This window comes from Streptomyces sp. 7R007 (genome assembly GCF_054850255.1).
Genome location: NZ_JBTWMV010000022.1, coordinates 52724 through 67953, shown reverse-complemented (window position 1 = coordinate 67953; position 15230 = coordinate 52724). Strand labels below are relative to the sequence as shown.

Sequence of the window (15230 nt, the reverse complement as noted above, 5' to 3'; positions counted from 1 at the left end):
GGACGCTCAGCGTCCCCGCAGGTGATGCCGCTTGCGCCACGCCACCACCGCGCCGCCCAGGGCCGGTACGGCGATGCAGGCCATCGCGATCAGGAAGGCGGGCGACGTCGGCGCCGAGGCACGCGCGCCGGCGACCACGTACGCGGCGGTGTTCGGGATCGAACCGAGCGCCGTCGCGAGCAGGAAGGGCACCCAGCCCATACGGGAGACGGCGGCGCAGTAGTTCGCCGCCCAGAACGGCACCCCGGGAAAGAGCCGCACCGCCATCATCGAGCGGAAGCCGTGCCGGCTGAACTGCCCGTCCGCCGCCTTCAGCAACCGCCCCCGCAGCAGCGGCCGCAGCGCGTCCTGCCCGAGCACCCGGCCCAGCCCGAAGGCGATCCCGGCGCCCAGCACCGTGCCCGCCAGGGTCGTGCCGAGCCCCAGCTGCGAACCGAACAGCGCGCCCGCCGCGAGGTTCAGCAGCGGCCGCGGCACGAACGCCACCGTGCACAGCCCGTACGCCGCCGCGAACACCACGGCCGCCGCCGCGCCGCCCAGCTGCGGCGGCCAGCCGTGCGCCAGCAGCCGCTGCGGCTCGAAGAGCAGCACGGACGAGGCCGCCCCCGCGAGCAGGGCGACGAGCAGGGACAGACGGGACCACGGCGACAGCAGCACTCTCGTGCAGCGCGCGGCGAGGCCCGGCGGGGCGAGGACGACGAGCTCCGTGGCGGCGGCCCGGGGAGAGGCCGTGGCGGTGCCCCCAGAGCGGGTGGTGGCATCGAGCATTCAGTGACGGTAACCGACACGGATGTGTGATCGCCGTACGAACGCCGTGCCTTGGGCGCACCGGGGCCACGAAAAACCGTTCGACGTGCGCCGACGCATGGGACATGATCTACGTCATGTTCCGGCACGCCTTCCTCCTCGCAGCATCCGCGGTCGCGGATGCGCCGAAGGCTGCCGTCCCCGTCGTCCTGGCCACCGTCGACGGCGCCCGAAGCTGACCCTCTCCGGATCGTCCGGCGGACCCCGCAGGGGGAGGGTCGGCAAGTCCTTGGGGTCCCCGCACCACTGACGAGGCTTCGAGGTACAGCCATGCCCAAGACGGCATACGTGCGCACCAAACCGCACCTGAACATCGGCACGATGGGTCACGTCGACCACGGCAAGACCACGCTGACCGCCGCCATCACCAAGGTGCTGGCCGAGCGCGGCACCGGCACCTTCGTGCCGTTCGACCGCATCGACCGCGCCCCGGAGGAGGCCGCCCGCGGCATCACCATCAACATCGCGCACGTCGAGTACGAGACCGACACCCGGCACTACGCCCACGTGGACATGCCGGGCCACGCCGACTACGTCAAGAACATGGTCACCGGCGCCGCGCAGCTGGACGGGGCGATCCTCGTCGTCTCCGCGCTCGACGGGATCATGCCGCAGACCGCGGAACACGTGCTGCTCGCCCGGCAGGTGGGCGTCGACCACATCGTCGTCGCGCTCAACAAGGCCGACGCGGGCGACGAGGAGCTCACCGACCTGGTCGAGCTGGAGGTCCGCGAGCTGCTCACCGCGCAGGGCTACGGCGGTGACAGCGTGCCCGTCGTACGGGTCTCCGGGCTCAAGGCGCTGGAGGGCGACCCGCGGTGGACGGCGTCCATCGAGGCGCTGCTCGACGCGGTGGACACCTATGTGCCCATCCCCGAGCGGTACCTGGACGCGCCGTTCCTGCTGCCCGTGGAGAACGTCCTGACCATCACCGGCCGCGGGACGGTGGTCACGGGCGCCGTCGAGCGGGGCACCGTGCGCGTGGGCGACCGGGTCGAGGTGCTCGGCGCCGGTGTCGAGACCGTCGTCACCGGCCTGGAGACCTTCGGCAAGCCGATGCGGGAGGCCCAGGCCGGGGACAACGTGGCGCTGCTGCTGCGGGGCGTGCCGCGGGACGCGGTCCGGCGCGGGCATGTCGTGGCGGCGCCGGGCAGTGTGGTGCCCGGCCGGCGGTTCTCCGCGCGGGTGTACGTGCTGTCGGCGCGCGAAGGGGGTCGTACGACACCCGTCGCGACCGGGTACCGGCCGCAGTTCTACATCCGCACCGCGGACGTGGTCGGTGACGTCGACCTGGGGGAGGCCGCGGTGGTGCGGCCCGGGGAGACGGTCACCATGAACGTCGAACTGGGGCGTGCGGTGCCGTTGGAGCCCGGCCTCGGGTTCGCCATCCGTGAGGGTGGACGGACCGTCGGGGCGGGGACCGTGTCCACGGTGGAGTGAGGGGGCGCCGGCCGGCCGCACAATGGTGAGGTGACCGAACCCGTCCCCGTGAGCAGAGCCACCGCGTTCGGCTCCGCCAAGCTCATGCCCGACGTCGACCGCGCGCGGGCCTGGCTGCTGACGGTCGACGGGGCTCCGCAGTCGTACGTCGATCTCGACGAGCCGGCGTACCTGGAGTTCGAGTACGCGCGGCGGCTCGGGCATGTGCTGGACATCGTGGACGAGCCGGGGCGGGCGCTGGACGTGGTGCACCTCGGGGGCGGGGCGCTCACCCTGCCCCGGTACCTCGCCGCGACCCGGCCCGGCAGCCGGCAGGACGTCGTCGAGGCGGACGCCGGGCTGCTGGAGCTGGTCGTCGAGCACCTGCCGCTGCCCGAGGGCGCGGGCGTCACGCTGCACGCGGCGGACGCCCGCGCCTGGCTGGAGGCCGCGCCGAGCGGCCGCGCGGACGTCATCGTCGCCGACGTCTTCGGCGGGTCCAGGGTCCCGGCGCACCTGACGACCGCGGAGTACGTCCGTACCGCCGCGCGGGTGCTCAAGGCCGACGGCGTCTACCTCGCCAACCTCGCCGACTCCGCGCCCTTCGCCTTCCTGCGCTCCCAACTCGCCACGCTCGCCGACGAGTTCGAGGAGCTCGTGCTGATCGCCGAGCCGGCCGTGCTGCGTGGCCGCCGCTTCGGCAACGCGGTGCTCGCCGCCGCGCACCGCCCCCTCGACACCGCGGCGCTGACCCGGCTCACGGCCGCCGACGCCTTCCCCGCCCGGGTCGAACACGGGCCCGCTCTACGGCGGTTCACCGGCGACGCGCGGCCGGTACGGGACGCGGACGCCGTCCCCTCACCCGAGCCCCCCGACGGCGCGTTCGGCATCGGCTGACTCCCCGCCCGACGCCGCCACGCCCCGGCCCCGCCGCCGCAGCCCGCGCACGTCCGGCACGCACAGCACCGCCCCCGTCACCACCACGACCAGCACCGCACACCCCCACAGCGCCGCCGGCCTCCCGAACGCCTGCTCCGCCGGCCCGGCCAGCGCGGTGGCGACCGGCACCAGCGCGATCGACCCGAACCAGTCGTAGGCCGAGACCCGGGACAGCTTGTGCTCGGGTATCTCCTGGTGCAGCGCGGTCATCCAGCTCACCCCGAACACCTCCACCGTCGCCCCGGACAGGAACATCACCGCGTACAGGACGCCCGCCGGGGCCGGGACGGCCAGGGCGGCGGACGGGAGGGCCAGGGGGAAGACGCAGAGGGTGCCGGCGAGGAGGAGCCGGCGCGGTTTCCAGCGGGTCATCAGCAGGGCGCCGGCGACCGTGCCCGCGCCGAAGCAGCCGAGGGCCAGCCCCCAGGGACCGGCGCCGCCGAGGTGGTCGCGGGCGACCAGCGGGCCGTAGACGGCGTCGGCGGCCCCGACCACCGCGTTGGCCAGGGAGAACTGCACGACAATGCCCCACAGCCAGGGCCGGCCGGCGAACTCCCGCCAGCCGTCGCGCAGATCGGTCAGCAGACCGCCGCCCGGCTCGCGCGGCGGGATGTGGCTCACGTCGAGGAGGGAGCGCAGCCCGGCGGCGACCGCGAAGGCCGCCGCGTCCGCCGCGAGCACCCAGCCCGGCCCCAGCGCGGCCACCATCGCGCCGCCGAGCGCGGCACCGCCCAGGGCGGCCCCCTGCATCGCCATGCGGAAGACGGCGAACGCCCGGCTCGCCTGCTCACCCCCGACCGACGACATGAGCATGCCCTCGGAGGCGGGGCCGAAGAACGCCTGGCCCGTGCCGCCGAGGGCGGTGAGCAGCATCATCTGCCACAGACGCGGCTCACCGGCGAGGACCAAGGCGGCGAACGCGGCCTGCGAGAGGCAGTTGAGGGCGTTGGCCGCGACCATCACCCGGTGCCGGGGCAGCCGGTCGGCGAGGGCCCCGCCGAGCAGCAGGAAGACCACCAGCGGAAGGGTCCGCGAGGCGGCCACCAGGCCCACGTCGCCGCCGTCCCCGCCCGCCTCCAGCACGGCGAACGCGGTGGCGACCAGCGCGCCGTTGTTGCCGAGGTTGGTGACGACCGCCGCGGCGGTCAGCAGACGGTGGTTGCGCCCCGCCCAGGTGAGGCGGGGCGGACGGCGGCGGGAGTCGGTGGGCTTGGTCACCTCCGCACTATGGACGGCGGCCCCTGCGCGCGCCACATCGTTCGCGTCACTGTTCCGTCGGCTCGCCGGACAGCCGCACCGTGCTGAGGATCTTCATGATGGTCGCGTCCGGGACCTCGCCCTTGACGCCGGTCGCCGCGTAGAGGTTCCAGGCGACGAAGTCCCCGTTGGAGTTCTTGAAGCCGAACGAGATGGCCTTGCCGTCACTGGCGCACTTCGACTTGCCCTTCTGCGGGCTGTTCTTGGAGCGGGCCCAGGCGTAACTGCCCTCGATCCCGGCGGTGGTGGTGAACTTCTTCGCCGTCTTGTCGAAGGTGATGCTCTTCTTGTCCGGCTGCGTGTAGCCGCCGTAGACCCACCACGGCACCTGGTTGACGGCGACCTCGTCCGTGCTCTTGGCGCCGTCCGCCCCCTTGGTGCCCACCGCGGCGAGCGGGGTGTCCTCCGTCGTGCCGTCCTTGTCGTCGTCGGACGTGCACCACTTGGACTTGTAGTACGCCGGCGCGGACATGGTGATCAGCGGCTTGCTGCCGGCCGGCTTGCTGTCGTCCTCGAAGCCGATCAGCACCCCGGAGGACTCGACCTCCCAGTCGGCCGGCACGTCGAAGGCCGTGCCCCACTTGGGGTTGACGACCACCTTCCAGCCGGCGATCGTCGCCTTCTCCGTCTCCCCGCCCCGGGGGTTGTCGTCCGAGCCGGTGGCGGACTCGCTCGGGTCGGCCGACGTGGTCGGCGACTGGCTGGTCTTCCTGGTGTTCGAGCCGCCGTCCGCCTTGTCGTCCTTGCCGCCGCCCAGGACCAGGAAACCGGTGACACCGGCGGCCACCACCACGGCGGTGGCCGCGATGATCGCGACGAGCTTCGTCCGGTTCCCGCCGCCGTCACCGCCACCGCCCGTGGGCGGCTGCGGGGCGCCCAGTGGCCCCTGCGGCCCCCACTGCGGCTGCTGCGCATAGGGGTTGGGCTGCTGGTAGCCGGGCTGCTGATACGGATTCGGCTGCTGGTACCCCGGCTGCTGGTACGGGTTGTGCTGCGGGTTGTTCTGCGGGTTCTGCTCGCCCCCGGGCGGCTGCTGTCCTGGCCACATGGCCAGCAACCCTAGTGCTGCCCCGGACACGATTCGGTCACCGCGTCTTGTCAGGGCCGTAGCAAAGCGGGGGAGACGCCGGGCGCCTCACCCGCACCCGGTCACGGTACGGGCCTGGTCAGGGGAGGCTACTCGTGGGTAACCTGGCGCCCATGAGCGCAGACCAGATGTCGATCGGCGAGATGCTCGCCGCGACGGTGCCGATGGCCCGGACCATGAACCTCCAGTTCCTGGAGACCACGCCCGAGAAGGCGGTCGTGTCCCTGCCGGACCAGGGCGAGTACCACAACCACGTGGGCGGGCCGCACGCCGGAGCGATGTTCACGCTGGGCGAGTCCGCCAGCGGCGCGATCGTGCTGGGCGCGTTCGGTGAACAGCTCTCGCGCGCCGTGCCGCTCGCCGTGCGGGCCGAGATCGCGTACCGGAAGCTGGCGATGGGGGCCGTCACCGCCACCGCGACCCTCGGGCGCCCGGCCGCGGACGTCGTCGCCGAACTGGACGCGGGGGAGCGTCCCGAGTTCCCCGTCACGGTCGAGATCCGGCGCGCGGACGGCGCCGTCACCGGCGAGATGACGGTCGTGTGGACCCTGCGGCCCAACGGCTGAACGAGCCGAGCGGTCGGACGAGGGTAAGGGCTGATCGAGCTCGTCGGCTGATCGAGCACAACGGCTGATCGAGCTCAATGGCTGATCGAGCTCAATGGCTGATCGAGCTCAATGGCTGATCGAGCTCAATGGCTGATCGGGTTCAATGGCCGAAACGAGCCGAACGGCCGCATGGCTGAGCATGCCGACGCAGGGCCCGGTCGCGCGATGACCGGGCCCCGCGCGCCTGATCAGGCCGCGAGCCGCCGCCTGTGCCCCGCGCTGCCGCCGCCCTCCAGGCCCGCCACGAACTCCTTGAGCCAGGCCGCGAACTCCGGGCCCAGATCGTCCCGGTCGCAGGCCAGCCGGACCACCGTGCGCAGGTAGTCGGCCTTGTCGCCGGTGTCGTAGCGCAGCCCGTCGAAGACCACGCCGTGCACGGTGCCGCCCTCGGCCAACTCCTGGAGAGCGTCGGTCAGCTGGATCTCGCCGCCCCGGCCCGGCGCGGTGTGCTCCAGGGTGTCGAAGACGGCCGGGTCGAGGACGTAGCGGCCGATGACCGCGTAGGTGCTGGGCGCGTTCTCCCGCGACGGCTTCTCGACGAGGCCCGTGACGCGGACGACGTCCTCCTCGTCGGTGGGCTCGACGGCCGCGCACCCGTAGAGGTGGATCTGCTCGGGCGGGACCTCCATCAGCGCCACCACGCTGCCCGAACGCCGGTCCCGTACGTCGAGCATCCGGCTCAGCAGCGTCTCGCGGGGGTCGATCAGGTCGTCCCCGAGGAGCACCGCGAAGGGCTGGTCGCCGACGTGCCGGCGGGCGCAGAGCACGGCGTGGCCCAGGCCCAGCGGCTCGCCCTGGCGGATGTGGTGGATGTTGGCGAGCCGGGCCGGATCGCGTACGGCGTCCAGGCGCACGGCGTCACCCTTGGCGGCGAGGGCCTGTTCCAGCTCGAAGGCGTTGTCGAAGTGGTCCTCGATGGCGCGCTTGTGCCGGCCGGTGACCATCAGGACGTCGTCGAGACCGGCGGCGGCCGCCTCCTCGACGACGTACTGGATGGCCGGCTTGTCGACCACCGGCAGCATCTCCTTCGGCGTCGCCTTGGTGGCGGGCAGGAAGCGGGTGCCGAGACCCGCGGCCGGGACGACGGCCTTGCGGACCGGGCGGGCGGGGGCGGGGGCGGATGCGGAGTGGGGGGCGATCATGCGGCCATGGTGGCGTGCCGGAATGGGCGTTCGCCGAGAGGGACCTCAGAGAAAGCTGTGGGTTCGGCGGACCCTCGGCGGACCCCGCGCGGCGGGCGCCGGGAAGTTGGAGATTTCGTGTGGCAGTCGCCTTTGGGCTGTCACAACTCGGCGGCACCGAGCGGACTTTTCGAAAGCGGGTGCGGATACCGTCGGTAACTTTTCTGAACTTTCCGAGTTTTGAACTTCGGTCACTCGAACTCCTTGTTTGCTGTGCGTCAATTGTGCGAAAGTGAGCGGCCCCACAGCCGGTCCTGACCAGGCACGGCATAGGTATGCACCAATCAAGCACCTGCTTTCCGAGGACGCGTATTGCGCTCGCCGTCCTGCGGCTTGGAAGGAAATGGTTCCGTGCAATCCCCTTACCCCCCACGACCGCCGTACCCGCCGCGCCCCGGAGCACGGCTCCAGGAATCCGACCGCAGCCTTCTCGCACAGTTGGGCCAGGGCGCGCAGGGCGCCCGCGCGGACGCGTTGCTGCTGGCCCGGCACTGGCGCGCGACCCACGAGTACGCGGTCATCTGCCTGGCCTCAAGCGAGGACGTGGCTTCGATGGCGGCGGCCGCCGCGTTCCACCGGGTGCTCGGCCGGGCGGACGGCGGCGCGCTGCGTCCCCGGCTCCTGACGGCCGTACGGGACACGGTGCGGGAGTGGGCCGCGGACGACCGTATGTCCGCCGTTCTGCCGGAACTCCGCAAACCGACCGGCGGCCGGGGACTGCGCGCCGCCCGGTCCGCCACGCCCGAAAGGCGGCAACTCGCCGAGCGCGCATTCCGCACCCTTCCCGGCGCCTCGCAATGCCTGTTGTGGCACACCGAGGTCGAGGCCGAACCCATAACCATACCGGCCGGTCTGCTGGGGGTGGACGAGCCCACCGCGTCGGCCGCCCTTCAGCAGGCGCGCGAGCAATTCCGCGCCGCCTGCGTGCGCGCCCACCGCGAACTCGCGCCCACGAAGGAATGCGAGTTCCACAACCGTCTTCTCGACGTTCCGCTGCGCCGGGGCGGGGCGCTGCTGCCGGACGTCCGGCAGCATCTGACGGAGTGCCGGTACTGCCGTCACGCCGCCGAACAGCTCAGTCACTTCGACGGCGGCCTCGACGTGCTGCTCGCCGAGGCCGTGCTCGGCTGGGGCGCCCACCGCTACCTGGACTCCCAGCCCGCCCGCACCCCCGCCCGGCCGGCGGGCGCCGGGCGTCCCGGCGGGGGCGGACGGCACCGCCCCGCCGTGCAGCGCCGGCCCACCAAGGCCGTGGTCGTCGGCGTGGCCTCCCTCGTCCTGCTCGCGACCGTGCTCGTGGCCAAGGGCTGGTCCGACGACGGCGGTGTCCCCGCCCCCGGGGTCACCTGGGGAGAGCCGGCTGTGAACGCCCCGCGTCCGAGCCTCACCACCGAGGCGCCGTCCGCCGTGTCGCCCTCGTCCGGCAGGCTCCGCAGCGCTTCCGCCGGCCTGTGCCTCGCCGTCGGGGACGGCCGAGCCGGGCGGGGTGCGGCGGCCGTCCTCGCGGGCTGCACGTCGGCCGGTTCCCAGCAGTGGTCGTACCAGGACGACGGTCTGCTGCGCAGCGTCACCGACCCCACCCTGTGCCTCACCGCCGACCCCGCCGAGCGCTCCGTCACGGTGGCGCCCTGCGCCGCGCACGCGGACGAGACCCGCTTCGACCTCACCTTCCGCGGCGAACTGCTCCTCCGCAACGGAAAGGGCCTGCTGGTCGCACCGGGCAAGGCAAGGACGGTGGTGATCACGGCACGGGACGGAACGGCAGGCCAGCGGTGGACACTTGAGGCGAGCGACGACCCGAAGAACGCCGGAGACGGCGAAAAGAGGGGAGCCGACGGGGGTGGGGAGCGCAGAGGAAGCGACGGGGGTGGGGAGAGCAGAGGAAGCGACGGGGGCGGGAAGAGCAAGGGAAACGGTGGGGGCGGGGAAAGCAAGGGAAACGGTGGGGGCGGGGAAAGCAAGGGAAACGGTGGGGGCGAGGAAAGCAGGGGGAGTGGCGAGGGCGGAGAGAGTAAGGGAAGCGGCGAGGGCGGGGTGGGCGCGGGAAGTAGCGGGGGCGGGGAGAGCACCAGCGGCTCGAAGGATCCCGCCCTGGAGAGCGGGGGACTGCAGGCGCCCCAAGGGCCCGCTCCGCGCCGGCACCCGGAGACCGGACGCTACGACGAGCGAAGCGCGAGGACCGTCGAGGGACGGACGTCTACGGGGTCGCCGCATCGCGTCATCACGGGGCCGACGTCTGCGGGGTCACCGCGTCTCGGCGGTGAGGGTCCGGCTCTTGCGAGGGGCACCGCGTCTCGTTGGTGAGGGTCCGGCTCCTGCGGGGGCGCCGTGTCTCGTCGTCGACAGGTCGGCTCCCGCTGGACCGCCGCGTCTCGTCGTCGAAGGTGGTGTCCCGCCGAGTGGCGCAGCCATCCGGACCATGCGGCTCCGTTCAGCGCTGTGGCGCAAGCGCCGGTCGGCCCGCTTCTCCGGTTCTTGGCGCCGCTCACTGGGTCATCACCGCCATCCAGCGCGGAAGCGACTACACCGCCCCATTGAGCTGCGGAGCCGCGAACTCCGTATCCCCACAATCCCCACACCACGTCGCGGGACGCCGCCTCGTCGAATGGTCGGTTCCCGCAGGATCGCCGCATCTCGTCGGTGAGGATCCGGCTCTTGCGAGGGGCGCCGCGTCTCGTCGGTGACGGTCCGGCTCCTGCGGGGGCGCCGCGTCTCGTTGTCGACAGGTCGGCTCCCGCTGGATCGCCGCGTCTCGACGTCGAGGGGTCGGTTCCCGCAGGCTCGACGGGTCTCGTCGTCGGGGGTCGGCTCCCGCAGTCGCCGTGTCTCGGCGGTGAAGGTCCCGCTCCCGCAAGCCCGCCGCATCTCGTCGGCTCCCCAACTCCCGGGTGACCCCGGTAGTAGACGCCGTCGCGGGTAGTAGACGCCGTCGCGCGACTCTGCCCCCTTCCCCCTACTCCCTCCTACTCCCTCCTTCGTCTCTTGTCGGCGATCGCCTTCATTTCTGTTCGGTTCATTGACACGAGTCACCGCCGGTCCTACGTTTCCGACGCGTCCGCGATGCTTCTGAGGGGCCGTCACATCCGTTCGGTATGCCGTGCGTTCAGTTGCCGAACGCGGCCCGGGGCGTCGCGGCCTGTCTGCGGTTCACAACGTCGTGCCCGCGCACCGAAGGAGTGACGGCTCATGACCGACACTGTCTCCCGGCGTTCCGCCCTGCGCCTGCTGGGCGGAGCGATCACCGTCGCCGCGGCGGCCACCGGTGGTCTCACACCCCCCGCCCAGGCCCACCCCCTGGCCAGACCCGACGCCCCGGCCGGCCGCCGCGTCGAAGCGCTCATCGGCAAGCTCACCCTCGACGAGAAGATCTCCCTCCTGCACGGCGCCACCGACCCGGCCTCCCTCGGCCAGGCCGGCTACGTCCCCGGAGTCCCGCGCCTGGGCATCCCCCCGCTGCGCCTGGCCGACGGCCCCGCCGGCGTCCGCGTCACGCGGCACGCCACCGCCCTGCCCGCCCCCGTCCTGCTCGCCTCCGCCTTCGACCCGGACCTCGCCCGCCGCTACGGACAGGTCATCGGACGCGAGGGCCGCGCCCTCGGCCAGGACGTCCTGCTCTCCCCGATGGTCAACCTCATCCGCACCCCGTACGCGGGCCGCAACTTCGAGACGTTCAGCGAGGACCCGCTGCTCGCCTCTCACCTGGTCGCCGCCGAGGTGAAGGGCATCCAGGGCGAGCATCTCATCGCCACCGTCAAGCACTTCGCGATGAACAACCAGGAGCAGGACCGCATGTCGATCGACGTGCGCGTGGACGAACAGACCCTGCACGAGCTCGAACTGCGCGGCTTCGAAGCGGCCGTCAACGCCGGTACCGGCGCGGTCATGGGTGCCTACAACAAGGTCAACGGCACGTTCGCGTGCGAGAACAGCACGTTGCTCACCGACGTCCTGCGCGAGCAGTGGAACTTCGACGGCTGGGTGATGACCGACTGGTTCGCCGCGCACAGCACCGTCGAGGCCATCACCGCCGGCCTCGACATGGAGATGCCGAGCGGCACTTACTTCGGTACGGCGCTGAAGACGGCCGTGCAGAGCGGCAGCGTCCCCGAGTCCTCCGTCGACCGGGCCGTCCGCCGCGTCCTCTCCGTGATGGACCGCTTCGGCCTGCTGGACGGCACCGTGCCACCCCGCCCGGACCGGGACGCGCAGGCCGGGGCCGCCGTCGCCCGGGAGGTCGCCGAGGCGGGCGCCACCCTGCTGCGCAACGAACACCGCACCCTGCCCCTGCGCCCCGGCACCGCCGTCGCCGTCATCGGCCCCACCGGCAGCGTCCCCTTCGTCAGCGGCGGCGGCAGCGCGCACGTCGTCCCCGACCACGCCGACAGCCCCCTGGACGCCATCAAGAAGCGGGCGGGGAAGGTCACGTACGCCCTGGGCGAGGACCTGTTCGGCAAGGCGGTCCCGGCGAGCGCCCTGAGCCCCGCCTTCGACAGCGAGGGACTGCGGGTAGCCGCCGGGAAGATCTGGACCTACGACGGCACCCTCACCGTCCCCGAGACCGACGAGTGGACCTTCGTCCTGCACTTCTCCTCCGCGCCCACCGCACGCCCCGAAGTCCTGCTCGACGGCACGGAGTTGTTCCCGCAGGCCGCCGGATACGGCGAGTACTTCCAGGGCGGGCTCGTCTCGGCCGCCCCCGACGGACTGTCCGTGCGCCGCAAGACCCTCACCCTGGCGGCGGGCGCCCACACCCTGCACATCGGCGCCCAAGGAGGCGCCGACGGGCTGCTGTTCCGGCTGCGGCGCAGCACCGGCGCGACCCGCGCCCAGGACGTCGCCGAGGCCGTGGCCGCCGCCCGCGCCGCCCGGGACGTCGTGCTGTTCGCCTACGAGGACGCCACCGAGGGCCAGGACCGGACGACGATCGCCCTGCCCGGCCACCAGGAGCGGCTGATCGAGGCGGTGGCCGCCGCCAACCCGCGCACCACGGTCGTCCTCAACACCTCGTCCTCGACGTCGATGCCGTGGCTGCCGGCGACCGGCGCCGTGCTGCAGATGTACTACCCGGGCCAGGAGGGCGCCGCCGCCACCGCCGCCGTCCTCTTCGGCGAGTGCGACCCCGGCGGCCGTCTCACCCAGTCCTTCCCGGTCGACGACGACCACCACCCGGTCGCCGGGGACCCGCGCCGCTATCCCGGAGTGGACGGCACCGAGGAGTACTCGGAGGGTATCCACGCCGGCTACCGCTGGTACGACGCCGAGGGCGTGCGGCCGCTGTTCCCCTTCGGCCACGGACTGTCGTACACGACGTTCTCCTACGACGGCCTCGGGGCCCGGTGGACCGGGCGCCGCCTGCGGGTGTCCTTCACCGTCCGCAACACCGGCCGGCGCACCGGGGTCACCGTGCCGCAGGTCTACGTCGGGCCGTCGCCCGCACTCCGGCTCGACCAGGCCGTACGGGTGCTGGGCGGTTACCGCAGGCTCACGCTGCGGCCCGGCGAGCGGCGCGCGGTCGTCGTGGACGTCGACGCACGCACATTGTCCTCGTGGGACCCGAAGCGTCACGATTGGGTGCTCGGTGTCGGCCGTCGCCCCGTCTGGCTCGGGGCGTCCGCACAGGACCTGCGGCTGCGGACGAGCGTGGAGGTGGGCCCGTGATCCGGCGAATCGCCATCGCCCTGACCGCCCTCGCGGCGGCGCTGGTCACCCCGGTGTCCGCGCGGGCCGCCGCCCACGACGACCCCCTGGTGCGCACCGACGCGGGCTGGGTACGCGGGCAGAGCACCGCCGAGGGGCGGCAGTTCCTCGGCATCCCGTACGCGCAGCCCCCGGTCGGCGCGCTGCGCTGGCACGCTCCCCAGCCGACGAAGCCCTGGAAGGGCGTGCGTTCGGCCCAGGCGTTCGGCAACAAGTGCGTGCAGACGTCGAGTTGGGACCCCGGCTACGAGCAGCCGTCGTACACCGAGGACTGCCTCGACCTGAACGTCTACGTCCCCGAGGGCTCGGCGCGCCGCGCGGTGCTGGTCTGGTTCCACGGCGGGGGCCTGACCGCCGGCGCCGGGCAGGACGTCGTCCCCGACTCCTTCGCCCGGCAGACCGGCACGGTCGTCGTGACCGTCAACTACCGCCTCGGCGCGATGGGTTTCCTTGCCACCGCCGGGCTCGACCGCGAGACGCGCGACGGGGTCTCCGGCAACTTCGGCATGCTCGACCAGCAGGCCGCGCTGCGCTGGGTGCGGGCCAACATCGGCCGCTTCGGCGGCGACCCGGGCCGCGTCACCATCGCCGGCGAGTCGGCCGGCGGCCGCTCGGTCTGCACCCAACTGGCCTCGCCGACGGCGAAGGGCCTGTTCCGGGCGGCGATCATCGAGAGCGGCGCCTACGACGACTGCGCCGCCCGCACCCACCAGGACGCCGTGTCCCAGGGGGCCGACTTCGCGCGGCGGCTGGGCTGCACGGACCTCGCGTGCCTGCGCGGCAAGTCCGCCCGCGAGATCCTCGACGCGCAGGGCGACTTCGACTGGGGCCCGGTGGCCGGCGGGGCGCTCCTGCCGGTGCAGCCCGAACAGGCCGTCGCCCGGGGGATCGCCGCCCGCGTGCCGGTGATCAACGGCTCGAACAAGGACGAGGGCAGGCTGTTCGCCTTCTCCGCCTTCGACCTGAACGGCACTCCGCTGACGGCCGAGCAGTACCCCGAGGTCATGCGGAACGACTTCGGCGACCAGGCGCTCCAGCGCTACCCGCTGTCGGCCTACCCGACCCCGACCATCGCCTACGCCACGGCCCTGGGCGACACCCTGTTCACCTGCCCGGCACTGCGTCTCGACGGCCTGCTCACCGCGCGCGGCCCGGTCTACTCGTACGAGTTCGCCGACCGCACCTCACCGCCGTTCGCCTCGCTGCGCAACCTGCACACCGACTTCGACTTCGGCGCCACCCACGTCAACGAGATCCAGTACCTGTTCAAGCATTTCGGTCTGGACAGTCCGCTCGACGCCGAGCAGCGCACGCTCTCGCGGCAGATGATCGCGTACTGGGGGTCCTTCGTGCGCGACGGGGTGCCGCGGGCCGCGGGCCAGCCCGTGATGCCGAGCGGCCCCGGGGTGGTGCTCTCGCTGAAGACGGCCTCGAAGGGAGGGAACACGCTCAGCACCTCCGTCCACCAGGAGCACCGGTGCGATCTGTGGGACGGTCCCACGGCGGGCTGACCCGGTAGGCTTCCTGGGGGTGCCCTAGCGGGCGCTCCCAGGAGGACAGGGCAGCGAAGTCTGGGAGGAAGCGCCGGTGCACGTGCAGGAGTGGCTCGACACGGTGCCCGCGGCGGCCGTCTACGCCGTGGTGGCGCTGGTCATCGGCGTGGAGAGCCTCGGCATCCCGCTGCCGGGCGAGATCGTCCTGGTCTCCGCGGCCCTGATGTCCTCCCAGCACTCCGGCATCAACCCCGTGGTCCTCGGCGCCTGCGCCACCCTCGGCGCGGTCGTCGGCGACTCCATCGGCTACGCCATCGGCCGCAAGGGCGGACGGCCCCTGCTGGCCTGGCTGGGCGGGAAGTTCCCCCGCCACTTCAGCGAGGGGCACGTCGCCACCGCCGAGCGGTCCTTCGAGAAGTGGGGCATGTGGGCCGTCTTCTTCGGCCGCTTCGTCGCCCTCCTGCGGATCTTCGCGGGGCCGCTCGCGGGCGTCCTGCACATGCCGTACTGGAAGTTCCTGACCGCCAACGTCCTCGGCGGCATCTGCTGGGCGGGCGGCACCACGGCGGTCGTCTACTACGTGGGCGTCGTCGCCGAGGACTGGCTGAAGCGGTTCTCGTACGTGGGCCTGGCGGTGGCGGTGCTGATCGGGCTGACGTCGATGCTGGTCATCAGGCGCCGGGCGAAGAAGGCCGCACAGCGGAAGGCGGCCGAGCCGGAGCCCGTCCCGGCCGTCGACTGA

General features: G+C 72.8%; 11 protein-coding genes. 7 read left to right on the top strand and 4 right to left on the bottom strand.

What is annotated here, in order from left to right:
* Positions 1-6: 6 nt before the first annotated feature.
* Positions 7-768, bottom strand: coding sequence for a TVP38/TMEM64 family protein (locus ACYF6T_RS26740; protein ID WP_461699520.1), 762 nt, complete (start codon positions 766-768; stop codon positions 7-9).
* Positions 769-1077: 309 nt separating this feature from the next.
* Here ACYF6T_RS26740 and tuf point away from each other — a divergent pair, with 309 nt between their 5' ends.
* Entirely contained in the window at positions 1078-2247 is a 1170-nt protein-coding gene (gene tuf, locus ACYF6T_RS26735; protein ID WP_461699518.1) for an elongation factor Tu, read from the top strand.
* Positions 2248-2277: 30 nt separating this feature from the next.
* Positions 2278-3123 (top strand): spermidine synthase, encoded by an 846-nt coding sequence (locus ACYF6T_RS26730; RefSeq protein ID WP_461699517.1) that lies wholly within the window; start codon positions 2278-2280, stop codon positions 3121-3123.
* Here ACYF6T_RS26730 and ACYF6T_RS26725 read toward each other — a convergent pair.
* Positions 3085-4383 carry an MFS transporter gene (locus ACYF6T_RS26725; RefSeq protein WP_461699515.1) on the bottom strand — a complete coding sequence of 433 codons (1299 nt, stop codon included), beginning with the start codon at positions 4381-4383 and terminating at the stop codon, positions 3085-3087. The genes ACYF6T_RS26730 and ACYF6T_RS26725 overlap by 39 nt on opposite strands.
* 46 nt (positions 4384-4429) lie before the next feature.
* Complete coding sequence (locus ACYF6T_RS26720; protein ID WP_461699514.1) at positions 4430-5470, bottom strand: hypothetical protein; 1041 nt, start codon at positions 5468-5470, stop codon at positions 4430-4432.
* Between the two features lie 167 nt (positions 5471-5637).
* Here ACYF6T_RS26720 and ACYF6T_RS26715 point away from each other — a divergent pair, with 167 nt between their 5' ends.
* On the top strand, positions 5638-6075 hold the full coding sequence (locus tag ACYF6T_RS26715) for a DUF4442 domain-containing protein (protein WP_461699605.1): 438 nt from the start codon (positions 5638-5640) through the stop codon (positions 6073-6075).
* 230 nt (positions 6076-6305) lie between these two features.
* Here ACYF6T_RS26715 and galU read toward each other — a convergent pair whose 3' ends face one another.
* Positions 6306-7259 carry a UTP--glucose-1-phosphate uridylyltransferase GalU gene (gene galU, locus ACYF6T_RS26710; protein ID WP_461699513.1) on the bottom strand — a complete coding sequence of 318 codons (954 nt, stop codon included), beginning with the start codon at positions 7257-7259 and terminating at the stop codon, positions 6306-6308.
* 390 nt (positions 7260-7649) lie between these two features.
* On the opposite strand from galU, the gene ACYF6T_RS26705 reads away from it, so the two are divergent.
* The 4 genes from ACYF6T_RS26705 to ACYF6T_RS26690 all read left to right on the top strand — a co-directional run bounded on the left by ACYF6T_RS26705 (position 7650) and on the right by ACYF6T_RS26690 (position 15230).
* Positions 7650-9602 carry an RICIN domain-containing protein gene (locus ACYF6T_RS26705; protein ID WP_461699512.1) on the top strand — a complete coding sequence of 651 codons (1953 nt, stop codon included), beginning with the start codon at positions 7650-7652 and terminating at the stop codon, positions 9600-9602.
* A gap of 882 nt (positions 9603-10484) precedes the next feature.
* Positions 10485-12956 (top strand): beta-glucosidase family protein, encoded by a 2472-nt coding sequence (locus tag ACYF6T_RS26700; RefSeq protein WP_461699511.1) that lies wholly within the window; start codon positions 10485-10487, stop codon positions 12954-12956.
* Positions 12953-14506 (top strand): carboxylesterase/lipase family protein, encoded by a 1554-nt coding sequence (locus ACYF6T_RS26695; RefSeq protein WP_461699510.1) that lies wholly within the window; start codon positions 12953-12955, stop codon positions 14504-14506. The genes ACYF6T_RS26700 and ACYF6T_RS26695 overlap by 4 nt, the downstream gene beginning before the upstream one ends.
* Before the next feature lie 76 nt (positions 14507-14582).
* Positions 14583-15230 (top strand): DedA family protein, encoded by a 648-nt coding sequence (locus ACYF6T_RS26690; protein ID WP_461699509.1) that lies wholly within the window; start codon positions 14583-14585, stop codon positions 15228-15230.

Coding starts and splice junctions, on each gene's coding strand:
- ACYF6T_RS26720 (WP_461699514.1), bottom strand. CDS start 5,470: ATGTGGCCAGGACAGCAGCCGCCCGGGGGCGAGCAGAACCCGCAGAAC.
- tuf (WP_461699518.1), top strand. CDS start 1,078: ATGCCCAAGACGGCATACGTGCGCACCAAACCGCACCTGAACATCGGC.
- ACYF6T_RS26740 (WP_461699520.1), bottom strand. CDS start 768: ATGCTCGATGCCACCACCCGCTCTGGGGGCACCGCCACGGCCTCTCCC.
- ACYF6T_RS26715 (WP_461699605.1), top strand. CDS start 5,638: ATGTCGATCGGCGAGATGCTCGCCGCGACGGTGCCGATGGCCCGGACC.
- galU (WP_461699513.1), bottom strand. CDS start 7,259: ATGATCGCCCCCCACTCCGCATCCGCCCCCGCCCCCGCCCGCCCGGTC.
- ACYF6T_RS26700 (WP_461699511.1), top strand. CDS start 10,485: ATGACCGACACTGTCTCCCGGCGTTCCGCCCTGCGCCTGCTGGGCGGA.